Annotated in this window: 20 protein-coding genes; 8 read left to right on the forward strand and 12 right to left on the reverse strand. The window is 61.7% G+C overall.

The genetic code is table 11. From position 1 onward, the window contains the following. Positions 1-52: 52 nt before the first annotated feature. Positions 53-1,048, reverse strand: a complete 996-nt coding sequence (locus tag BLS51_RS12130; protein ID WP_090182324.1) for a Gfo/Idh/MocA family protein — start codon at positions 1,046-1,048, stop codon at positions 53-55. 155 nt (positions 1,049-1,203) lie between these two features. Here BLS51_RS12130 and BLS51_RS12135 point away from each other — a divergent pair, with 155 nt between their 5' ends. Together BLS51_RS12135 and BLS51_RS12140 are read left to right on the forward strand one after the other, a co-directional pair. Then, the gene (locus tag BLS51_RS12135; RefSeq protein ID WP_139168693.1) at positions 1,204-1,482 is read left to right on the forward strand and encodes a hypothetical protein; all 279 of its coding nucleotides are present in this window, start codon (positions 1,204-1,206) and stop codon (positions 1,480-1,482) included. 48 nt (positions 1,483-1,530) lie between these two features. Further along, the gene (locus BLS51_RS12140; protein ID WP_090182318.1) at positions 1,531-2,076 is read left to right on the forward strand and encodes a PEP-CTERM sorting domain-containing protein; all 546 of its coding nucleotides are present in this window, start codon (positions 1,531-1,533) and stop codon (positions 2,074-2,076) included. 3 nt (positions 2,077-2,079) lie between these two features. Here the strand turns inward: BLS51_RS12140 and BLS51_RS12145 are convergent, their stop codons facing one another. Continuing rightward, positions 2,080-2,880 (reverse strand): DUF3025 domain-containing protein, encoded by an 801-nt coding sequence (locus tag BLS51_RS12145; RefSeq protein WP_090182316.1) that lies wholly within the window; start codon positions 2,878-2,880, stop codon positions 2,080-2,082. 3 nt (positions 2,881-2,883) lie between these two features. After that, a complete protein-coding gene (gene pyrC / locus BLS51_RS12150; RefSeq protein WP_090182313.1) occupies positions 2,884-3,936 on the reverse strand; it encodes a dihydroorotase in 1,053 nt (350 codons plus the stop codon). A gap of 118 nt (positions 3,937-4,054) precedes the next feature. Between pyrC and BLS51_RS12155 the strand changes: the two genes are divergently transcribed. Then, a complete protein-coding gene (locus BLS51_RS12155; protein ID WP_090182311.1) occupies positions 4,055-4,297 on the forward strand; it encodes a type II toxin-antitoxin system Phd/YefM family antitoxin in 243 nt (80 codons plus the stop codon). After that, a complete protein-coding gene (locus BLS51_RS12160) occupies positions 4,294-4,557 on the forward strand; it encodes a Txe/YoeB family addiction module toxin (protein ID WP_090182308.1) in 264 nt (87 codons plus the stop codon). The genes BLS51_RS12155 and BLS51_RS12160 overlap by 4 nt, the downstream gene beginning before the upstream one ends. Positions 4,558-4,561: 4 nt before the next feature. On the opposite strand, the gene BLS51_RS12165 is transcribed toward BLS51_RS12160, so the two are convergent. Both BLS51_RS12165 and BLS51_RS12170 read right to left on the reverse strand, forming a co-directional pair. Beyond that, the gene (locus BLS51_RS12165; RefSeq protein ID WP_090182305.1) at positions 4,562-6,016 is read right to left on the reverse strand and encodes an amidohydrolase family protein; all 1,455 of its coding nucleotides are present in this window, start codon (positions 6,014-6,016) and stop codon (positions 4,562-4,564) included. Continuing rightward, positions 6,016-6,741: an amino acid ABC transporter ATP-binding protein gene (locus BLS51_RS12170; protein WP_090182303.1), complete on the reverse strand. Its 726-nt coding sequence runs from the start codon at positions 6,739-6,741 to the stop codon at positions 6,016-6,018. The genes BLS51_RS12165 and BLS51_RS12170 overlap by 1 nt, the downstream gene beginning before the upstream one ends. Before the next feature lie 208 nt (positions 6,742-6,949). On the opposite strand from BLS51_RS12170, the gene BLS51_RS12175 reads away from it, so the two are divergent. Continuing rightward, entirely contained in the window at positions 6,950-8,188 is a 1,239-nt protein-coding gene (locus BLS51_RS12175; protein ID WP_090182300.1) for a dicarboxylate/amino acid:cation symporter, read from the forward strand. 44 nt (positions 8,189-8,232) lie between these two features. On the opposite strand, the gene BLS51_RS12180 is transcribed toward BLS51_RS12175, so the two are convergent. Next, complete coding sequence (locus BLS51_RS12180; protein ID WP_090182298.1) at positions 8,233-8,433, reverse strand: hypothetical protein; 201 nt, start codon at positions 8,431-8,433, stop codon at positions 8,233-8,235. Continuing rightward, positions 8,430-8,819, reverse strand: a complete 390-nt coding sequence (locus tag BLS51_RS12185; RefSeq protein WP_090182295.1) for a hypothetical protein — start codon at positions 8,817-8,819, stop codon at positions 8,430-8,432. Before BLS51_RS12185 ends, BLS51_RS12180 begins: the two co-directional genes overlap by 4 nt. 187 nt (positions 8,820-9,006) lie before the next feature. Between BLS51_RS12185 and BLS51_RS12190 the strand changes: the two genes are divergently transcribed. Further along, the gene (locus BLS51_RS12190) at positions 9,007-10,578 is read left to right on the forward strand and encodes a family 43 glycosylhydrolase (protein WP_090182292.1); all 1,572 of its coding nucleotides are present in this window, start codon (positions 9,007-9,009) and stop codon (positions 10,576-10,578) included. Here the strand turns inward: BLS51_RS12190 and BLS51_RS12195 are convergent. After that, positions 10,575-11,996 (reverse strand): M20/M25/M40 family metallo-hydrolase, encoded by a 1,422-nt coding sequence (locus BLS51_RS12195; RefSeq protein WP_090182290.1) that lies wholly within the window; start codon positions 11,994-11,996, stop codon positions 10,575-10,577. The genes BLS51_RS12190 and BLS51_RS12195 overlap by 4 nt on opposite strands. Continuing rightward, positions 11,993-13,831, reverse strand: a complete 1,839-nt coding sequence (locus BLS51_RS12200) for an ABCB family ABC transporter ATP-binding protein/permease (protein WP_090182288.1) — start codon at positions 13,829-13,831, stop codon at positions 11,993-11,995. The genes BLS51_RS12195 and BLS51_RS12200 overlap by 4 nt, the downstream gene beginning before the upstream one ends. 61 nt (positions 13,832-13,892) lie before the next feature. Here BLS51_RS12200 and BLS51_RS12205 point away from each other — a divergent pair, with 61 nt between their 5' ends. Further along, entirely contained in the window at positions 13,893-14,342 is a 450-nt protein-coding gene (locus tag BLS51_RS12205; RefSeq protein ID WP_090182285.1) for an acyl-CoA thioesterase, read from the forward strand. A 24-nt stretch (positions 14,343-14,366) separates the two neighbouring features. Then, the gene (locus BLS51_RS12210; protein WP_090182283.1) at positions 14,367-15,974 is read left to right on the forward strand and encodes an alkaline phosphatase D family protein; all 1,608 of its coding nucleotides are present in this window, start codon (positions 14,367-14,369) and stop codon (positions 15,972-15,974) included. 56 nt (positions 15,975-16,030) lie between these two features. Here BLS51_RS12210 and BLS51_RS12215 read toward each other — a convergent pair whose 3' ends face one another. The 3 genes from BLS51_RS12215 to BLS51_RS12225 all read right to left on the reverse strand — a co-directional run bounded on the left by BLS51_RS12215 (position 16,031) and on the right by BLS51_RS12225 (position 20,645). Continuing rightward, the gene (locus BLS51_RS12215) at positions 16,031-17,701 is read right to left on the reverse strand and encodes a long-chain fatty acid--CoA ligase (protein WP_090182281.1); all 1,671 of its coding nucleotides are present in this window, start codon (positions 17,699-17,701) and stop codon (positions 16,031-16,033) included. Between the two features lie 2 nt (positions 17,702-17,703). Then, positions 17,704-19,395, reverse strand: a complete 1,692-nt coding sequence (locus BLS51_RS12220; protein ID WP_090182279.1) for a long-chain-fatty-acid--CoA ligase — start codon at positions 19,393-19,395, stop codon at positions 17,704-17,706. Between the two features lie 143 nt (positions 19,396-19,538). Further along, positions 19,539-20,645, reverse strand: a complete 1,107-nt coding sequence (locus BLS51_RS12225; protein WP_229207529.1) for an aminopeptidase — start codon at positions 20,643-20,645, stop codon at positions 19,539-19,541. Positions 20,646-20,660 lie beyond the last annotated feature (15 nt).

Genomic DNA, 20,660 nt, shown 5'->3' on the forward strand with positions numbered 1-20,660 from the left:
CCCGTTATTAAAATCGTATCTGGGGATTGTAACCAGTTCGCGCCAGCCTTGCTCAGGCGTCGGCCGGATAGCGCAGGCCGATCTGCGCGCGGATCTCGTCCAGCGTGCCCATGATGGACAGCGTTTCCGCATGCGGCATCACCGGGCTTTCGATCAGGCCGGCGCGCAGGCAGCGGCCCACTTCCTGCGCTTCGTGCGTGTAGCCGTTGCCACTCTTCGGCAGCGTGACGACGCGCTCGCTGCGCGAGGCGCCATCCACCACGGTGACGGTAAAGCTGTCGGCATTGTGGAAGCGGTCGTGCAGGCGCACGAAGCCCTTGGTGCCGGAGATGGTCAGCTCGGTCGGCGTACGCGAACGCAGGCTGCAGGCGCACGACGACACGCCGCCGCCTTCGTGCTTCAGCGTGAACGCGGTCTGCATGTCGACGCCGGTGGCGGTCATTTCCGCCTGCGCCTTTACGCTCTCCACCGCGCCGAGGAAGAATGACGACATCGACAGCGGATAAATGCCCAGGTCCAGCAGCGCGCCGCCACCCAGCTCCGGCGCGAATAGGCGATGCTCCGGGCCGGCGTCCGAGGTGAAGCCGAAATCGGCGCTGACGTGGGCCGGCTTGCCGATCTCGCCGCTGTCGACGATGCGCTTGGCTTCCACAATCGCAGGCATGAAGCGCGTCCACATCGCCTCCATGACGAACAGTTTTTGGGCGCGCGCCAGCTGGATGATGTCCTCGGCCTGGCGGCGGTTCATGGTGAACGACTTCTCCACCAGCACCGCCTTGCCGCCGTTCAGGCACATCAGCGCGTTCTCATGGTGCATCGGATGCGGCGTGCCGATATAGATGACATCCACATCCGGATCATCAGCCAGCGCCTGATAGCTGCCGTGGAAACGCTCGGCGCCATATTCCTGGCCGAATTTGGTAGCGCTATCTACAGTGCGCGAAGCAACCGCCGCCAGAGCGGCCCCGGGCGTGTCTTTCAGTGCGGTGGCGAAGGCTTTGGCGATCTTGCCAGTGCCCAGGATGCCCCAGCGAATGATGCGTTCCATCCAGTCTCACTTTCTGCCGTCTAACGGCTTTCATTATAAAAACAACAGCGAACCTTATTTCATCAGCATCATGCATTTGCGCGATGCCGCAGTGCAGCAAAAATGTTATCCTAGTTTCAGTAATTTCATAATAAACAACCACTAGGGGAAATACCATGCTGCAAAAACTACGTATTCTTGCGTTGGGCTTGGCCGTGCTGGGAGTGTACCCGCAGGCGCAGGCGGAAGTCATTACGATATCCAATCTGAGCGTTGGCGCATCAAATGTCGGCCCAGCCTCGCTGACTTCCTCCAGCAGCTACATTTCAACGTATCTCGACCTCGACACCGCGAACTATTCGAACACCACCAAGCTGGTAACGGAAATTGCCGAGCAGCCGACCACCACCTTGCCCGGTCTGGAAAAAGACTACGAAATCAACACCATCAAGTAAGATAATCTGCGCACAAGCTACAAGCGCGACAACCTGCAGGCGGGTATCTTGTCCCCTGATAGCGGGCTCGCTGGCAGCAAGTACCTGACCCTGAGCGGCAGCGTGACGTCCACCATCGCCACCACCGTTTACTTCGACCTGTCCGCCTTCGGCACCTATCTGCCGGGCACCTCGCCGTTCGGCGGCGCTTCCGTGCCGGCGCTGGCCAGCTTGTACCTGGGCAGTTCGCTGAACACCCTGGCGCCAACGGCCTACAGCACCGCCTATGTCAGCGCCGGCTCGACCAGCTATACGGTCAACAATGGCTGGAGCTATGCGGTGGTGCTGGCCGCCGGCGAAACGCTGACGTTTACCGCCGGCATCGCCACGCCAACTGATGCCTCGCTGACTGAGCTGCGCCTCGGCCTGCAAAGCGCCTATTACGACTACCAGACCGTCACCACACCGTACGAGTATCAGACCAAGACGCTGGTGGACGCCCGCGCGATTCCACCGTTGCCGGTGCCGGAAAATTCAAGCTACGCCATGCTGTTGGCAGGCATCGGCATGATAAGCCTCGTACGCCGCCGCAGCGGCAAGGCCGGCCAGCAATAACCGTTACGCGTCGGCGCGCTGCATCCGTTTCGACCGGAACACCGCAGCGTCGCCGTAGAACGCCTCATCCTGCCCATCCCACCAGCCGGGCACGCCCAGTGCCTGCATCGGCGTGAAGTCTGCCGTGCTCAAGCCGTGCAGCACCAGCTCGCGCGCCACCGTCTCGTCCAGCCAATGCTGGCGCGCTGGATGTTCTAGCGCGAAGAAATCATCGCCCGCCAGCACCACCCGAGTATGCGCGGTAATGGCCTTGCGCGGCGCCACCAGTTTTTCCATCAGCGCATGGCCGAACAGCCATACCTGCGCATCCTCGCCCCACTGCGCGCGGCGCTGCACGAACGCCTCCTGCCAGCGGTGTTCGCGCAGCGCTTCAATCAGCGCCTGGCCATCGGCATCATCACGCACCACCAGCAACGCGGCGTTTTCATCGAAGATAGTGGCGGCGTCGCGTGCCGGCCCGCGCGACTTGCCAACGCCATCCTGTGCAATCTGCGCCGCCTGCAGGGCGTTCAGCTGCACTTTGATACGCGGGAAAGTCAGCCATACCAAGCCGTTGAAGAAATCGTGGAAGTTGTCGCGCGTCGGCACGCAGCCGGTGGCGCCGATGTGCTGCTCGTAGGCCGTGCCCTCCGGCAGGTCTTCCTGCGGCACAAAGGAGATCGGCAAGTCCAGGTGATTACGCAGGCCGAGCGCTGCGGCCTGCCGGCAAAATTCATCGCGGAAGTGCGCCTCCGCCGACAAGCGGCCGGCCACGTCGCGTACCGATTCGTACCATGGACGCGACCAGTCGATTGTATCCAGCACTGCTTACACCATTTTCCAGTTGATGGTTTCACCGGCGTTGAGCGGGATCACCTGCTGGTCGGCCAGCGGCAGCGCTTCCGGCAGCGTCCACTGCTCGCGCTTCAGCGTGATCGTGCCCTGGTTGACCGGCAGGCCGTAGAAGGCCGGGCCATTCAGGCTGGCGAAGGCTTCCAGCTTGTCGAGCGCGCCGGCGCGCTCAAACGCTTCGGTGTACAGCTCCATCGCGTGCAGCGCGGTGTAGCAGCCGGCGCAGCCGCAGGCGGCTTCCTTGGCGCCCTGCGCGTGCGGCGCCGAGTCGGTGCCGAGGAAGAAGCGCTCGTCGCCGCTGGTGGCCGCCGTGACCAGCGCCAGGCGATGTTCTTCGCGCTTCAGCACCGGCAGGCAGTAGTAGTGCGGGCGGATGCCGCCCTTGAAGATATCGTTGCGGTTGTACAGCAGATGGTGCGCGGTGATGGTGGCGGCAATCGGACCTTCCGCTTCCGCCACATACTGCGCGGCGTGCTTGGTGGTGATGTGCTCGAAGACGATGTTCAGCGCCGGGAAATCACGGCGCAGCGGGCGCATCACCCGTTCGATGAACACGGCTTCGCGATCGAACAGGTCGATATCCTGATCGGTGACTTCACCGTGAACCAGGAAGGGCATGCCGGTTTCCTGCATCTTCTCCAGCACCTTGTAGCAGTTGGCCAGGTCGGTGACGCCGGCGTCCGAATTGGTGGTGGCGCCAGCCGGGTACAGCTTGACCGCGTGGACGATGCCGCTTTCCTGTGCGCGCAGGATTTCGTCCGGCTGCGTGTTGTTGGTCAGGTACAGCGTCATCAGCGGCTCGAAGTCCATGCCTTGCGGCAGCGCCGCCACGATGCGTTCGCGATAGGCGACAGCGGCAGCGGTAGTAGTCACCGGCGGTTTCAGGTTAGGCATCACAATCGCACGGCCGAACTGGCGCGCGCTATGCGGCAGCACGCTGGCCAGCGTGGCGCCGTCGCGCAGGTGCAGGTGCCAGTCGTCTGGACGGATGATGGTGATGCTGTCGGGAGTGTGTGCGAGGTCGGACATGGCGGCGGGCTTTCAGGCTATCAAATGCGAATAGCCGATATTTTACCTCGTTGCGGCAGTCGCTTGACACCACGTACGCATAAGCGTACGTTTAAGCCAACGCCTCATTGGAGCCATCATGGACACCATTTCCGCCAGCGAAGCCCGCGCCCGGCTTTACAACCTGATCGATGAAGCAGCAGCCAGCCATGCCCCGGTCACGATCACCGGCAAGCGCAATAATGCCGTTCTGGTGTCGGCCGAGGACTGGGCGGCGATACAGGAGACGTTGTACTTATTGTCAGTTCCCGGCATGCGCGAATCCATCATCGCAGCGCGCGCAGAACCTTTGAAAGAAGCCAGCAAGGAACTGAACTGGTGAGCTGGCAAATCGTGTACTCGCACCAGGCGCAGAAGGACGCGAGGAAACTGGCGGCAGCGCATCTGAAAAAACAGGCCCAGGCGCTATTGGACATTCTTGCCAGCGATCCCTTTGCGCGTCCGCCGCCATTTGAGAAACTGATCGGCGACCTGGCCGGGACCTACTCACGCCGGATCAATATTCACCACCGGCTGGTCTATGAGGTGTTCCCGGACCAGAAAATCGTGCGCATCCTGCGCATGTGGACGCACTACGATTAAGAGATTACTCCGCCTTGGTCTGCGCGGCCCAGGCTTGGGTGTCGGCCAGGATTTTGTCAAGGCGGGCGCGGTCGTAGACCTGGCCATGGCTGATCACGGTGCGGATCTTGCGCGTGGCGGCGATGTCTTGCAGCGGATTGGCGTCCAGCACCAGCACGTCGGCCGCCTTGCCGGCTTCCAGCGCGCCGTAGCGATCCTGCTTGCCGAGGAAGCGCGGGCCGTTGATGACCGCCGTTTGCAGCGCCTGCACCGGCGTCAGGCCGTAGTTCACGTACAGACCGATCTCGTCATGCAACGCCTGGCCCGGATAATCGTAGGAGTTGAGGAAGCCCGCGTCGGTGCCGGCGATGATGCTGACGCCTTCCTGCTGCAAGATCGGCAGCAGCGACGCCGATTTCTCGAACACCGCCTTGCGGTACACAATCGCAGCCGCGTCATCCTGCGCCGCGCGCTGCACGCGCCAGTCGTAGGTGGCGCGCAAGCCCTTGCCGATGTACTGCAAAGCCTCGTCGTGTGCGTGGTCGTCCTGATCCAGGTACGCCACCACGCGCGACACCGACAAGGTCGGCACCACCGCCGCGTCCCTGGACGCCATGTAGCGGAACGACGAACGCGCGGTGGCCTCGTCATACGTCGCCAGGCTCTGTTTGGTCGCCTCGCGACCGGTCAGCGTGCCGGCCGCCACCTGCGCGGTCAATTCCTTCTCTTTCGGCGTAGCCGCGCGCAGCAGATAGGACTGGTGTTCCACCGTGCCCAGGCCAGCGTCAAACATCGTGGCCAGCGTCAGCTGCACCGGAATATGGCCCGAGGTGCGCATGCCGCGCTCCTTGGCCTGGCGCAGCGCCTCCAGATACATTTCCGGCGTCAGCGTGTTCTCGGTAATCTTGACGAAGTCCACCTTCTGCCCTTGCAGCTTGTCCAGCGCCTTGCTGATTTCTTCCGGCGTGCCGACTTCGATCGTGCCCTTCCACAGCGGCTTGTAGCCTTCCAACTTGGCGCCGGAGGTAAAGATGGTCGGCCCCTCCAGCTGGCGCGCGTTGATCTGCTCGCGCCATTGCAGCACAGTGTCCGGCAAGTCACCCGAGCAATCGCGCACGGTGGTAATGCCGTAGGCCAGATACAGCGGCAATAAATGCTTGTTCTCATCGATCAGCGCCGGACCGCCGCCGAAGTGGACGTGCGTGTCCCACAGGCCCGGCATCACATACTTGCCCGGCAGGCTGATGGTTTTCTTGGCGGCATAGTTGGACAACTGCTTGTCGTCCACCACGGCCAGGATGGTGTCGCCCTTGAGCACCACGGACTTGCCGGTGACGGTTTTGCCACCCGCCACATCGATCAGCGTGGCCTTGGTCAGCACCAGATCGGCGGCGATTTTGTCTGCAGCATCAGCATGAGCGGCGCCCAGCACTCCCAGCGCCAGCATTGCGCTACCTAATTGCTTAATGGAAATTTTCATCAGTGAATTATACGGGCCAGGAAGTCGCGCGCACGCTCGGTACGCGGGGATTGGAAAAATTCGTCCTTGGCGGTGTCTTCCAGGATGGCGCCCTGGTCCATGAACACCACGCGGTTGGCCACCTTGCGGGCGAAGCCCATTTCGTGCGTGACCACCATCATGGTCATACCCTCCTGCGCCAGGCCCACCATGACATCCAGCACCTCGTTGATCATTTCCGGGTCCAACGCCGAGGTCGGCTCGTCAAACAGCATGGCGATCGGGTCCATGGCCAGCGCGCGGGCGATGGCCACACGCTGCTGCTGTCCGCCCGACAACTGGCCGGGGAATTTATCCTGCTGCGCCAGCAGGCCGACGCGGTCCAGGTATTGCAGGCCGCGCGCGGTAGCTTCCTCGTCGCTGCGGCCCAGCACCTTGATCTGGGCCAGCGTCAGGTTGTCGCGCACCGATAAATGCGGAAACAGCTCGAAATTCTGGAACACCATGCCGATGCGCGCCCGCAGCGCCGGCAAATCCGTGCCTTGGGCACCGACCGAGGTGCCATCAACGATAATTTCACCCTGCTGGAACGGTTCAAGCCCGTTGACGGTCTTGATCAGCGTGGACTTGCCAGAGCCGGAGGGGCCGCAAATCACCATCACATCGCCCTTTTCCACCTGGGTGCTGCACTCCTTGAGCACCTGGAATTGCCCATACCACTTGCTGATATTTTTGATTTCGATCATAGGAAAATAGATTATTCGGTCTGGCCTGTAGCCGGGCCGGTGCGCGCTTGACAGCGCCCCTGCCCACAAGGATACTGCGGAACTTGCCAATAGTTTCAGCAGCCGGCGCACCCAAAACCGGCTGTCGCCACGCTAATAAGAACGCAGCGGCGGCCATCCTGCCCGCTGCGCAGGCTCAGAGAGACACTACCACAGGAAACCCAAACATATGAACAAACAAAGCCGATTGACCACCTACATCCTGATTGGTCTGGCCATAGGCATTATTACCGGCTATATCGCCAACACCAATCTGGCTAACCCGACCGGCTTTGCCGACACCATGGCGCTGATCACCACGCTGTTCCTGCGGTTGATCAAGATGATTATCGCGCCGCTGGTGTTCTCCACGCTGGTGTGCGGCATCGCCAAGATGGGCGACGCCACCGCCGTTGGGCGCGTCGGCGTCAAGACGCTGGGCTGGTTCTTCATCGCCTCGCTGATGTCCTTGAGCCTGGGCCTGGTGCTGGTCAACATCTTCCGTCCGGGCGACGCGCTGCTGGGCCACATGGCCGCCACCGCCGGCAAGGTCGATCTGGCCACCTCCAGCCTGACGCTGAAAGACTTCGTCACCCACTTGGTGCCATCGTCGATCGTTGACGGCATGGCCAAGAACGAAATCCTGCAGATCGTGATCTTCTCGCTGTTCTTCGGCTCGGCTGCGGCTGCTGTCGGCCAGAAAGCCAATGCACTGATCGAAGCGCTGGACGGCGTGGCGCACGTGATGCTGAAAGTCACCGGCTACGTGATGATGTTTGCGCCGTTCGCCGTGTTTGCGGCAGTGGCCGGCACCATCGCCAAGAGCGGCCTGGGCGTGCTGTCGACCTATGGCGTGTTCATGGCCGAGTTTTACTTCGGCATCGCGCTGCTGTGGGCGCTGCTGATCTTCATCGGCTTCCTGTTCCTGAAAGGGCGCGTCTTTGCGCTGATGAGAGAGATGCGCAGCCCGGCGCTGCTGGCCTTCTCGACCGCATCGAGCGAAGCGGCGTATCCGAAAACGCTGGAAGGCCTGGAGCGTTTCGGCGTGCGCAACCGCATCGCCTCGTTCGTGCTGCCGATCGGCTACTCGTTCAACCTCGATGGTTCGATGATGTACTGCACCTTCGCCACCGTGTTCATCGCCCAGGCTTACGGCATTGAAATGTCGCTGGGCCAGCAGATGACCATGATGGCGGTGCTGATGCTGACGTCGAAAGGCATGGCTGGCGTGCCGCGCGCCTCGCTGGTGGTGATTGCCGCGACGCTGGGCCAGTTCAACATTCCGGAAGCCGGCATGCTGCTGCTGCTGGGTATCGACCACTTCCTCGACATGGCGCGCTCCGCAACCAACGTCATCGGCAACGGCATCGCCACCGCCGTCGTCGCCAAGTGGGAAGGCGAGATGGACCCGCCGAAAGAATCTGCCTAAGCAGCAACCAAAAAGCCACCGTTCGCGGTGGCTTTTTTTTGTCCTTACAACCAGGTGCGCTTGCCTTCAGGCTTGGCTCCCATCTCCCGCAGACGGCGCCGCAGGCGGAAGTTGTCGCCAATCGTGCCGACCAGCGTCAACAGGACGATAATGTTAAGCGCGTCGCTGCCAAAAATCCTGAAAAACAACGCAGCCCCGGCAGCACAGACAACTGCGGTCAACAACAACATCAAACCATCTTTCATTTGTTCCTCCGTTTGTAAATTTCCGGATGGCGCAGCAGGACGCCAGGTAGCCATGGCCGATGTAAGTGATTCATTTGAGCGCGAATTAGCACGTCAGCAAGAGAAGTACCTCCAGCCAGACTGCGCCCGGCAGCCACAGCAATGCTGCCTATTACCGCGCCAACATAATAAGAGGCACCCATCGTCCAAACCGTCAGTAGCTTTTCGCCACGTATGCCCGCGCCTATCATTTCCCGCACAGTTACTTTAGTGCCAAATTTCTCCACATAACCAACCAATGTCATGGCTGTATTTATCGCCAGTTGCAAATTGCCGTACAAGTTTTCTGGAGCAGGCAGGCCGAGCGCTTCCATGTTTTCTTTGAAGTATTTATAGAATTGAGACATAAGTCCTCCGAGGTCGAAGATGTCATCGAAGGGTAGTCTGAATGGATATGATGCGCTTTGCGGTGGCGCACATCAAGCAGGCGGGGCGGTTGGGCGGAATCGTTATCCGGCTTGGCGGTTTTCGTAATTGCGATGGATGAAGGGTTGATGCACCATCGGGGAATAATTCTATTCCGATGGAGACGATATGACTGCTACGCGGCGCACCGCGCTGAAGACTTTGCTTGCTGGCGCCGCCGTCGCGCCACAACTGGCGCACGCGGCGCACGCCGAGCCGAAATGGGCACGCGGCATCGAAGGCCAGCGCAAGGCGGACCTGGGCAACGGCACCTTCCTCAATCCCATCCTCGCCGGCGACCATCCCGATCCCACCATCCTCAAGGACGGCGACGATTACTACATGACGTTCTCGTCCTTCCTATCCTACCCCGGCGTCATCATCTGGCACTCGCAGGACCTGGTGAACTGGCAGCCGATCGGCCCCGCGCTGAGCAAGCCGCTTGGCAGCATCTGGGCCATGGACCTGATCAAGCACAACGGCCGCTACTTCATCTACATCCCCGCCGGCACCAGCATCTACGTCATCTGGGCCGACCACATCAAAGGCCCGTGGAGCGATCCGGTCGACCTGAAGATCGAAGGTGCGATCGACCCAGGCCACGCGGTCGGCGAAGACGGCAAGCGCTACCTGTTCGTCAACGGCGTGCGCCGCATCCAGCTGACCGACGACGGCCTGGCCACCGTCGGCACACTGGAAAAAGTCTACGAACCGTGGCGCTACCCGCAAGACTGGGTAGTGGAAATGTTCGCCCCCGAAGGCCCCAAGCTGCTCAAGCGCGGCGAATGGTTCTATCTGGTGCTGGCGGTTGGCGGCACTTCCGGCCCGCCGACCAGCCACATGGTCATCGCCGCCCGCTCGCGTTCCATCCACGGTCCATGGGAAAACCATCCTCAGAATCCACTGGTGCGCACCCAAAGCGCCGAAGAGAAATGGTGGTCGCGCGGCCATGCGACGCTGGTCGAAGGTCCGGCCGGCGACTGGTGGATGGTCTACCACGGCTACGAAAACGGCTACCGCACACTGGGCCGTCAATGCCTGCTTGAGCCGATCGAATGGACCAGCGACGGCTGGTTCAAAGCCAAAGGCGGCGACCTGTCCGCGCCACTGCCAATGCCGAAGAAAGGCAAGGCAGTGCAGCACAACTTCGCCAAGTCCGATGATTTCCAGACGCTGCGGTTCGGTGTGCAATGGAGCTTCTTCAATCCCGGCCCGGATGAGATGAAACGCGTGCAGCACACGCGCGGCGCGCTGGCGGTGAAAGGCAAAGGCACATCACCAATCGACTCGTCGCCGCTGACCTTCATCACCGGCGACCGCGCCTACGAAGCCACCATCACGCTCGACATCGGCGCCGATGCGGAAGGCGGCCTGCTATTGCACTACAACGAACGCGCCTACGTCGGCATCGGCTTCACGCAAGCGCACATGAAAACCTTCGCCCACTCGCAAGAGCAAAGCTGGATGCGGGAAAAGATGGAAGTCTCCACCGTGCATATCCGCGTAAAGAACGACCGCCACATCGTCACCTTCCACTACTCGCTGGACGGCAAGGAGTGGAAGCAGCACCCGTGGCAGATGGAAGTCTCCGGCCTGCACCACAATGTGTTCGGCGGCTTCCTCAGCCTGCAACCCGGCATCTACAGCGCGGGCGCAGGCACGGTGAAGATGCGCGACTTCAGATATCGCGCACTGGCTTAGATCTGCTCGGCGTAGATCTTCACCAGCTCGTGCAGGAAGATACGGCCTTCCATCAGCGACTGCACGCCGATGTATTCATTCAGGCCGTGGATATTGCCCAGGTCCGGCGTCAGGAAGATGCCGCTGATGCCGTAGGTCGGAATCCCGGCCGCATTGAGGAACTGGCCGTCGGTGGCGCCGGACTGCAGGATCGGCATCACCGGCACGCCAGGCCACATCTTCGCGGTCAGTTTTTCAACCGGCTCCATGATGGCGCGCGTCAGTGCAGGCGGTGCCGAGTTCTCGCCACGGATCTCCAGCGTCTCCACCTTCACCGCCGGATCGTTAATCGCATTCACCAGCGCCTGGCGCACCGTCTCCTGCGTCACGCCGGGGAAGATGCGGCAGTTGACGTTGGCGCGGGCGCGCTGCGGCAGCGCGTTGGTGGCGTGGCCCGCGTCCAGCATGGTCGCCACGCAGGTGGTGTGCAGCATCGCCGCCCAGCTCGGGCTGGCTTCCGATACCAGCTTGACCGCCTTGGCATCGTCCGGATTCTTCGCCACCACCAGCATGGCGTCGGCAATCTCCTTGTGACCTGCAGCCAGCTGGATCTTCGACATCGCATTCAGATAACCCTTGCTGCCGTCGGTCAGCTGGATCGGGAATTCATAGCCCTGGATTTTCTCCAACGCGCCAGCCAGGTGATAGATGGCGTTGTCCTTCACCGGACGCGAACTGTGGCCGCCGCGATTGGTCACTTCCAGGCGGTAGTTCTGCGCCACCTTCTCGCCCGCCTGCACCGTCATGGACACGCGTTTGCCCGCCGCGTTCAACTCACCGCCAGCGCCTTCGTTCAGCGCATAGCCCGCGTCGATCAGTTCACGGCGATTCCTGGTCAGCCACTCGGCGCCGTTGAAGGCGCCGGCGGTCTCCTCGCCGCAGGTCAGCGCCATCTTCAGTGTGTGGCGCGGCTTGTAGCCTTCCTGCTTGAAGCGCACCAGCGAATCGGCCCAGATGGCCGCCTGCGCCTTGTCGTCCAGCGCACCGCGCGCGTAGAACTTGCCATCTTCCTCGATCAGCGTGAACGGATCACGCACCCAGTCTTCGCGCTTGGCTTCCACCACATCGATGTGCGCCAGCAGCAGGATGGCTTTCGCCTTCGGATCGCGTCCCGGCAGGACGGCCACCAGGCCGCCCTCTTTCGGATGCGCCGGATCGGCAAACAGGTGCAGGTCCGACTCAGGGAAGCCGGCCGTCTTCAGGCGCGCCGCGATGCGCTCCGCCGCCAGCGTGCAGCTGCCGGCCGACAGCGTGGTATTGGTTTCGACCAGCTCCTTGTACAGGGCGCGGAATTGCGGCTCCGTCGGATCGGCAGCGTAAGCACTTTGCACACACGCCAGCATTGCAGTCACAGCACCCAGCACAAAACGAGACTTCATTGGTCAGCTCCTTGGTTTAAGACTTCATCATCATCCGCCCTCGCCTGCTGGCGTTCCCACATTTGAGCATACAGACCGTCCGCTGCCAATAGCGATTGATGCGTACCACGCTCTACGATGCGGCCATGATCCAGCACGATGATCTGCTGCGCATCAGCCACGGTCGACAAGCGGTGCGCAATCACCATTGTGGTGCGTGTGCGAGAGATTTCCTTCAGCTGCGCCTGGATCGCCTGCTCCGCCTTGGAGTCCAGCGCCGACGTGGCCTCGTCGAAGATCAGGATGGCGGGATTCTTCAGCAGCGTGCGGGCGATCGCTACGCGCTGCTTTTCGCCGCCGGAGAGTTTCAGGCCGCGTTCGCCCACCATGGTCTTGTAGCCGTCCGGCAGGCTGTCGATGAAATCGTGGATCGATGCGGCGCGCGCGACCGCCACAATCTCGTCATGCGACGCACCCGGCTTGCCATAGGCGATGTTGTATTCAATGGTGTCGTTGAACAGCACCGTATCCTGCGGCACGATGCCGATCGCGTGACGCACCGAATCCTGCGTCAGCATGCGCAGGTCCTGGCCGTCGATGGTGATGCCGCCGGTGTTCACCTCATAGAAGCGGAACAGCAGGCGCGACAAGGTCGACTTGCCCGAGCCGCTGTGTCCCACCACCGCAGTCGTCGTGCCGGGCGCGATGGTGAAGTCGACGTCGAACAGGATCTGGCGCTTCGGATCGTAGCTGAAATCCACGTGCTTGAAGCGCACCTCGGCGCCGTGCGTGACCAGCGGCCGGGCATCCGCCGCGTCGGCGATCTCGCGGTTCTGGTCCAGCAGCGAGAACAGCTTCTCCATGTCGGCCAGGCTTTGCTTGATTTCGCGGTAGATTACGCCGAGGAAGTTCAGCGGAATATACAGCTGGATCATGAAGGCGTTGACCAGCACCAGATCGCCCAGCGTCATCTTGCCGTCGATGACGCCGACGGTGGCGCGCCACAGGATCAGCGTGACCGCAATCGCGATAATCATCGACTGGCCGGTATTCAGCAGCGACAGCGAGGTTTGCGATTTCACCGCCGCGCTCTCGTAGCTCTGCAAGCCCTCGTCATAGCGCCGGGCCTCATACTCCTCGTTGCCGAAGTATTTGACCGTCTCGTAGTTGATCAGCGAATCGATGGCCTTGGTATTGGCCTTCGAATCCATCTCGTTCATGGTGCGGCGGAAGTGCGTGCGCCAGTTGGTGATGATGACGGTGAAGCTGATGTAGGACACCAGCGCCGCCAAGGTAATCACCGAGAACCAGATATCGTAATGCGTGACCAGGTAGCCCAGCACCAGCGTGATCTCCACCAGCGTCGGCAGGATGTTAAACAGCGTGTACGAAATCAGCGAACCGACGGCGCGTGTGCCGCGTTCGATATCGCGCGTCATGCCGCCGGTCTGGCGGTTAAGATGGAAGCGCAGCGACAAGGCATGCAGATGGCGGAACACCTGTAGCGCGATGGTGCGCACCGCGCGCTGTGTCACGCGCGCAAACAGGAACTCGCGCAGTTCGGTGAACACCGTGGTCGATACGCGCAGGATGCCGTACGCCACCAGTGCGCCCAGCGGCAGCACCAGCAAGGCTTGCGGATGGGAAGGCGTGATGGTCAGCGAATCGATCAGCTTCTTCATCACCACCGGCACGCCGACGTTGGCCAGCTTGGCGCCGACCAGGCAGCCCAATGCCAGCGCCACGCGCCATTTGTAGACCCATAAGTACGGCAGCAGGGTGCGGAGGGTGGAAAAGTCGCTGCGGGAAGGAGCGGTGCTGGCGGGAGCTGGCGAGGAATCGGCGTAACGGCGCATGGTGGATAATAGCGTTTTATGGTTCAATCCCGATCATTGTAGCCCCTGAAGAGATTTTAAGATGACCACGCCCGAAACTTCCGCCCCGATCGCCGTCAACACCATCAATCGCGGCCTGCCAGCCGGGAAGATGCCGGAACTGCGCATGATGCCCGCGCCGTCCGACGCCAACGTCTACGGCGACGTGTTTGGCGGCTGGATCATGGCCCAGGTGGACATCGCCGGCTCGCTGCCGGCCACGCGCCGCGCGAATGGCCGTGTGGCCACCATCGCGGTCAACTCCTTCGTATTCAAGAACCCGGTGTTTGTCGGCGACCTGCTGTCGTTCTATGCTGATATTGTCAAGGTTGGCAATACATCCATCACCGTGCAGGTGGAAGTGTACGCGGAGCGCAACCGCCTGCAGGCCGACACCGTGAAAGTCACCGAAGCCACGCTGACCTATGTGGCCACCGATTCGGACCGCAAGCCACGCAAGGTGCCGCCGATCGAAACGCTGATGCATTCCTGAGCGGCGCGCGCGCTGACCGCACGCATGGACGAACACCGCCGCATCTTCCTCGCCACCGCCAGCCGCCTGTCCGCGCTCAGCGCGGCAGCGCTGAGCAGCGCCAGCGGCAACGTCCTCGCGCAGAACCGCGTCGCCGCGCGCGAAAGCGGCAACGCCTATCCATTCAGCCTGGGCGTCGCCTCCGGCTCACCGCTGCCGGACGCCGTCATCATCTGGACCCGCATCCTGCACGACCCGTTGAACGCCGCCGCCATGCCGGCAATCGCCTTCAGCGTGCGCTGGGAAATGGCGGAAGACGACAACTTCCGCCGCATCGTTGCCAAGGGCACGGCCAGCGCCGCACCTGAACTGGCGCACAGCGTCCATGTCGACGTCACCGGTTTGCAGCCGGACCGCTGGTACTGGTATCGCTTCATGCTGGGCGACGCCATCAGCCCGGCCGGCCGCACCCGCACCGCGCCCACCGCCGGCAGCATGCCGAAGCAGCTCAAGCTGGCCGTGGCCTCCTGCCAGCACTGGGAATTCGGCACCTACGCCGCGCACCGTCACATCACCGCTGCCGCGCCCGATCTGGTGGCCTTTCTGGGCGACTACATCTACGAATGGGGGCCGTACCAGCTGCAGCACCCGCAGAGCGCGGTGCGCTCATCAGAAAGCTTCACGCTGGCCGACTACCGTGCGCGCTACGCCCAATACAAATCGGACCGCGACCTGCAAGCCGCGCACCATGCCGCGCCATGGATCGTCACCTGGGACGACCACGAAGTCGCCAACGACTACGCCGACGACCGCGACGAGCGCCTGAACCCGCGCTTCATCGAACGCCGCGCCGCTGCGTACCAGGCCTTCTATGAACACATGCCATTGCGCGCGCTGCCGGCGAACTTCGCCCACATGCGCATCTACCAGCGTTACGACTGGGGCAGGCTGGCGCGCTTTCACGTGCTGGACGACCGCCAATATCGCGCGCATCTCGCCTGTGAGCCGGCGCAGCGTGGCGGCTCCACCTCGGTGCTGCTGCGCGCCTGCCCGGCGCTGCGGGACAAAAGCCGCACCATGCTGGGAAAAGAACAGGAACAATGGCTGGCGCAGGGCCTGAGCTCATCGCAGGCGCGCTGGAACATCCTGGCGCAGCAAACGCTGATGGCGCAAAACAGCCAGCTGCCGATCATCAAAGAAGGCGACGGCCGCTTCTGGACCGATGGCTGGGATGGCTACCCGGCAGCGCGCCAGCACCTGATGGACACGCTGCACACCAGCCGCGCCAGCAATCCGCTGGTGCTGTCGGGCGACGTGCACAGCTTCTTCGCCAGCGAGTTGACGCGCAATCCGGCGCGTCCGCGCAGCGCCTCCAATCCAGTCGTGGCGAACGAATTCTGTGGCACCTCAATCACCTCACCATCACGCCCGCAAACGCGCACCGAGCAATACCTGCGGATGAATCCCGCAATCAAATACGGCCGCAGCGACAAGCGCGGCTACATGCTGCTGACGATCACGCCAACCGACACCACCGCGCACTTCATGGCACTGGCAGACGTCCACAACACCGCCAGCCCCATCACCCGCGCCGCCAGCTTCGTAATAAAACCGGTGTCAGGTCTGACAATCGCACACAAGCTCAGCAGTTGATGGCTGAGGCCGTGTGCGAATGTCAGACCTGACACCGGATTTTTGACAGCGGAGTTTTAGGCGGTGGCTTTTTCGTCGCGCAGTTGGCGGCGCAGGATTTTGCCGACGTTGGTCTTCGGCAGCTCGTCGCGGAATTCGATGTACTTCGGCTTTTTGTAGGCCGTCAGTTCATGCTTGCAGAAGTCGAGGATCTGCTCGGCCGTCAGGTTCGGGTCCTTGCGCACCACGAACAGCTTGACGGCTTCGCCCGAGTTCTTGTCCGGCACGCCGATGCACGCCACTTCCAGCACGCCCGGATGCGATGCCACCACGTCTTCCACTTCATTCGGGTAGACGTTGAAGCCGGAGACGATAATCATGTCTTTCTTGCGGTCGACAATCTTGGTATAGCCTTGCGCATCCATCACGCCGACGTCGCCAGTCTTGAAGAAGCCGTCGGCCGTCATCGACTTCGCCGTTTCATCCGCACGGTTCCAGTAGCCAGCCATCACCTGCGGGCCGCGAATGGCGATCTCGCCGGTCGAGCCCAGCGGCAGTTCCTTGCCATCGTCGTCCAGGATAGCCACTTCCGTCGATGGAATCGGCAGGCCGATGGTGCCGGTGAATTCCTTGATGTCCACCCGGTTGGCGGTTGCCACCGGCGAGGTTTCCGACAGGCCGTAGCCTTCGATGATCGGCGTGCCGGTCACCTTCAGCCAGCGCTCGGCCACGCCCTTCTGCACCGCCATGCCGCCACCGTTGCACAGCTTGTAGGACGAGAAGTCCAGCCTGGCGAAATCGGCATTGTTCAGCAGCGCGTTATACAGCGTGTTCACCGCCGGCAGCACCGTCACCTTGTATTTGGCCAGCTCTTTGACAAAGCCAGGAATGTCACGCGGATTCGGAATCAGCAGGCTCAGGCCGCCCGTGCGGATGCTCATGAAGCCGCTGATCGTCAGCGAGTAGATGTGGTACAGCGGCAGCGCGGCCACAAACACCATCTGCTCATTGCTGCCCTTCATCTGCAGCCAGGCTTCGTTCTGCAACACGTTGGCGATGATGTTACGGTGCAGCAGGATCGCGCCCTTCGATACGCCCGTCGTGCCGCCGGTGTACTGCAGGAAAGCGACATCATCATGCCCCTGCTTGACCGGCTGCAGCGTCTTGCCATGGCCTTCCGACAGCACCTGCTTGAACGACACCGAACCCGGCAGCGAAAATGCCGGCACCATCTTCTTCACATTGCGCACCACGAAGTTGACGATGAAGCCTTTCAGCCCGCCCAGCAGATCGCCCATGGTGGCCACCACCACATGTTTCACCGAGGTCTGCGCCACCACCTGCTGCACCGTGGTGGCAAAGTTCTCCAGCACGAAGATGGCTTCGGCGCCCGAGTCGGTCAGCTGGTGCTGCAACTCGCGCGGCGTGTACAGCGGGTTGACGTTGACCACCGTGTAGCCGGCGCGCAGGATGCCGGCCATGATGACCGGATATTGCAGCACGTTCGGCAGCATGATGGCCACCCGAGCGCCTGCTTGCAGGCCCTTGCCCTGCAACCAGGCACCGATTTTTTGCGACAGTTGATCCAGCTCGCCGTAGGTCAGGAATTTATCCATGCACACAAAAGCGTTGCGGTCCGCGTACTTGCGGAAGGACTCTTCCATCAAATGCGTGACCGATCGGAACTGGGTGCTGTCAATTTCCGCCGGTACGCCTTCCGGGTACGACTTGAGCCAAATCTTTTCCATCTTTATGCAGCCTTTTTCTTCTCGCCAGGTGGTTCGTCACGCAGCATGCGTCGCAGAATTTTCCCGACATTGGTTTTTGGTAGCTCCTCGCGGAACTCAATGTATTTCGGCTTTTTATAGCCGGTAAATTGTTCTTTGCAGTAGGCCATCAGCGCTTCCTGCGTCAGGTTCGGATCCTTGCGGACCACGAACACTTTGACCGCCTCGCCAGAATGCTCGTCCGGCACGCCGATTGCCGCGCACTCCAGCACGCCCGGATGCGCAGCAATCACGCCTTCCAGTTCGTTCGGGTAGACGTTGAAGCCGGACACCAGGATCATGTCCTTCTTGCGGTCGACAATCTTGACGAAGCCATTCGCATCCATCACGCCGACGTCGCCGGATTTGAAGTAGCCGTCGGAAGTCATCACCTTGGCCGTTTCGTCCGGACGGTTCCAGTAGCCGCTCATCACCTGCGGGCCGCGGATGGCGATCTCGCCGGCGGTGCCCAGCGGCACCTCGTTGCCATCGTCATCCAGGATGGCGATGTCGGTCGACGGCACCGGCAAACCGATGGTGCCGGTGAACTCCTTGTTGTCGGCGCGGTTGCAGGTGGCCACCGGCGAGGTCTCGGACAAGCCGTAACCCTCGATGATGGACACGCCAGTCGCTTTCAGCCAGCGGTCATTGACCGCCTGCTGCACCGCCATGCCGCCGCCATTGCAGATCTTCAGTCCCGAGAAGTCCAGCTTGGCAAACTCTGGATGGTTCAGCAGCGCGTTGTACAAGGTGTTCACCGCCGGGAACATATTGAACTTGTACTTCGCCAGCTCCTTGACGAAGCCGCCGATGTCGCGCGGATTCGGCACCAGGATATTCAGCGCACCGACGCGCATGCCCCACATCGCGCACGCCGTCAGCGCAAAAATGTGATACAGCGGCAGCGCGCAAACGATCTCCACCTGCTCATCCGAATTGCCCAGCGCCGGCTTGGACCATGCCTCGCTTTGCAGCAGGTTGGCGACGATATTCTTGTGCGACAGCGTCGCGCCCTTCGACACGCCGGTGGTGCCGCCGGTGTACTGCAGGAAGGCCGGATCGGTGTACAGCCGCTCCACCGGCGTCAGCTTCATGCCGCCGCCCTGCGACAGCGCATCCTTGAAGCGCACCGCGTTCGGCAGCGAGAATGCCGGCACCAGCTTCTTCACGCTGCGCACCACGAAGTTCACCAGCATGCCCTTCAAGCCGCCCAGCATCTCGCCCATGCTGCCGACGACGATGTGCTTGATCTGCGTCTTGCCCAGCACCTGCTCCAGCGTGGTGGCAAAGTTCTCCAGGATGATGATGGCCTCGGCGCCCGAATCATTCAGCTGATGCTCCAGCTCACGCGGCGTGTACAGTGGGTTGACGTTGACCACCGTGTAGCCGGCGCGCAGGATCGCCGCAATCGCGATCGGATACTGCAGCACATTCGGCATCATGATGGCGACCCGCGCACCCGGCTTCATGCCACGGCTTTGCAGCCAGGCGCCAAGACGCTTCGAATAGGCGTCGATTTCAGCATAGGTGAGGAACTTGTCCATGCAAACATACGCATTGCGACTGGCATACTTCTGGAACGACTCTTCCAGCAGCTGCACCAGCGAACGGTACTGTCCCGTATCCACTTCAGTCTGCATGCCTGGGGGATACGACTTCAACCAGATTTTCTCCATCCTGTGCCTCTTGTCTCGAATAATTATCGTTGTAGGGGAGCTTGCTGATGATGCGATGCTATCGGGCAGCACGCCCGTACGCAAGCGCATTTAACCATAATTAGAACAGAGGTTCTAACGGCTTTTCATGCGGCAGCGCAGCATCAATGCGTGCCTTCGGCACCTGGTTGCGCTTCCATGCCACCCTCCGCATTGAGCATCGGCGGTCGGCCCAACAGATCCAACTGCTGTCGGCGTTGAGCTGCATCAAAAGTTGCTATTTTTTGCACCGCACCATAAAAACGCACGAACGTTCGCTCCTGCTTTAGCAAGGCGCGGAAGGCAGGCAGATAATCGTGGTAGGTTGCCACGGCGGACAGCTGGGCATTGGTCAGCGGTTCGGCAAACCAGCGGTCATATCCGGCATAGCCACCCCAGCTTTCCTTGAGTTTTTCATAATCGGACTTCAGGTGCTTGAAGATGCGTGCCTTCTCGGCGCGCTTGTGGCGGCTGCTGGTCTTGCCGGCGTACAGGTCGGCCAGCATGGTCCGGTGGCGCACCAGCAGCGCCAGGAAATCCTGACGCCGCGCGTTGTAGCGCACATAGGCTTCGCGCATCGGATCGGTGCCATACAGCTCCAGCCAACGCATCACGCCAGCCTCCTCCACTGCGGTGGCGAAGCTTTCGTTGAACTGGGTATCGCCCTGCACGTACACCACCTGGTGCGCCAGCTCGTGGAACACCATGCGCGCCAGCTCGGCGTCGGAATAGTTGATGAAGGTGGACAGCAGCGGATCGCTGAACCAGCCCAGCGTCGAATACGCCGGCACGCCGCCGACCTGCACGTCGTTGCCTTCAGCGCGCAGTTCCTCGGCATAGGCCATTGCATCTTCCTTGCTGTAGTAGCCGCGATAGCTGACGCAGCCGGCGATCGGGAAGCACCACTGGATCGGCCGCAGCGACAGCTCTGGCGTCGCCACCACATTCCACAGCACGAAGGGCCGCGACAAGGCGGCGTAGTTTTTATAGCTGGCGTTGTCCGGCAGGCCCAGTTCCTTGACCGCGAACTTGCGTATCAACAGGGCTTTTTCGAGGCGCGCGCGCAGTTGCGGATCGGTAGACGGATCGCCCAGCCAGTCATCGATCGGACGGGCGTCCGACCACAGCGAATACTGGCCTTGCGCGGCCTGCATGTAATACTTGAATTGCGCGCAACCGGCCAGCATCGCCGCCGCGCACGCCGGCGCCAGCCAGAACCTGGCGCGGAGCATTTGGCGTGCAATATT

The organism is Duganella sp. OV510, from assembly GCF_900100205.1.
GTDB lineage: Bacteria > Pseudomonadota > Gammaproteobacteria > Burkholderiales > Burkholderiaceae_D > Rugamonas.

Bases quoted from the DNA above. Each gene is read 5' to 3' on its own strand.
- BLS51_RS12165 (WP_090182305.1), bottom strand. From the start codon at position 6,016: ATGAAAATTTCCATTAAGCAATTAGGTAGCGCAATGCTGGCGCTGGGA.
- BLS51_RS12155 (WP_090182311.1), top strand. From the start codon at position 4,055: ATGGACACCATTTCCGCCAGCGAAGCCCGCGCCCGGCTTTACAACCTG.
- BLS51_RS12215 (WP_090182281.1), bottom strand. From the start codon at position 17,701: ATGGAAAAGATTTGGCTCAAGTCGTACCCGGAAGGCGTACCGGCGGAA.
- BLS51_RS12205 (WP_090182285.1), top strand. From the start codon at position 13,893: ATGACCACGCCCGAAACTTCCGCCCCGATCGCCGTCAACACCATCAAT.
- BLS51_RS12200 (WP_090182288.1), bottom strand. From the start codon at position 13,831: ATGCGCCGTTACGCCGATTCCTCGCCAGCTCCCGCCAGCACCGCTCCT.
- BLS51_RS12190 (WP_090182292.1), top strand. From the start codon at position 9,007: ATGACTGCTACGCGGCGCACCGCGCTGAAGACTTTGCTTGCTGGCGCC.
- BLS51_RS12175 (WP_090182300.1), top strand. From the start codon at position 6,950: ATGAACAAACAAAGCCGATTGACCACCTACATCCTGATTGGTCTGGCC.
- BLS51_RS12135 (WP_139168693.1), top strand. From the start codon at position 1,204: ATGCTGCAAAAACTACGTATTCTTGCGTTGGGCTTGGCCGTGCTGGGA.
- pyrC (WP_090182313.1), bottom strand. From the start codon at position 3,936: ATGTCCGACCTCGCACACACTCCCGACAGCATCACCATCATCCGTCCA.
- BLS51_RS12180 (WP_090182298.1), bottom strand. From the start codon at position 8,433: ATGAAAGATGGTTTGATGTTGTTGTTGACCGCAGTTGTCTGTGCTGCC.
- BLS51_RS12170 (WP_090182303.1), bottom strand. From the start codon at position 6,741: ATGATCGAAATCAAAAATATCAGCAAGTGGTATGGGCAATTCCAGGTG.
- BLS51_RS12130 (WP_090182324.1), bottom strand. From the start codon at position 1,048: ATGGAACGCATCATTCGCTGGGGCATCCTGGGCACTGGCAAGATCGCC.
- BLS51_RS12225 (WP_229207529.1), bottom strand. From the start codon at position 20,645: ATGCTCCGCGCCAGGTTCTGGCTGGCGCCGGCGTGCGCGGCGGCGATG.
- BLS51_RS12185 (WP_090182295.1), bottom strand. From the start codon at position 8,819: ATGTCTCAATTCTATAAATACTTCAAAGAAAACATGGAAGCGCTCGGC.
- BLS51_RS12220 (WP_090182279.1), bottom strand. From the start codon at position 19,395: ATGGAGAAAATCTGGTTGAAGTCGTATCCCCCAGGCATGCAGACTGAA.
- BLS51_RS12210 (WP_090182283.1), top strand. From the start codon at position 14,367: ATGGACGAACACCGCCGCATCTTCCTCGCCACCGCCAGCCGCCTGTCC.
- BLS51_RS12195 (WP_090182290.1), bottom strand. From the start codon at position 11,996: ATGAAGTCTCGTTTTGTGCTGGGTGCTGTGACTGCAATGCTGGCGTGT.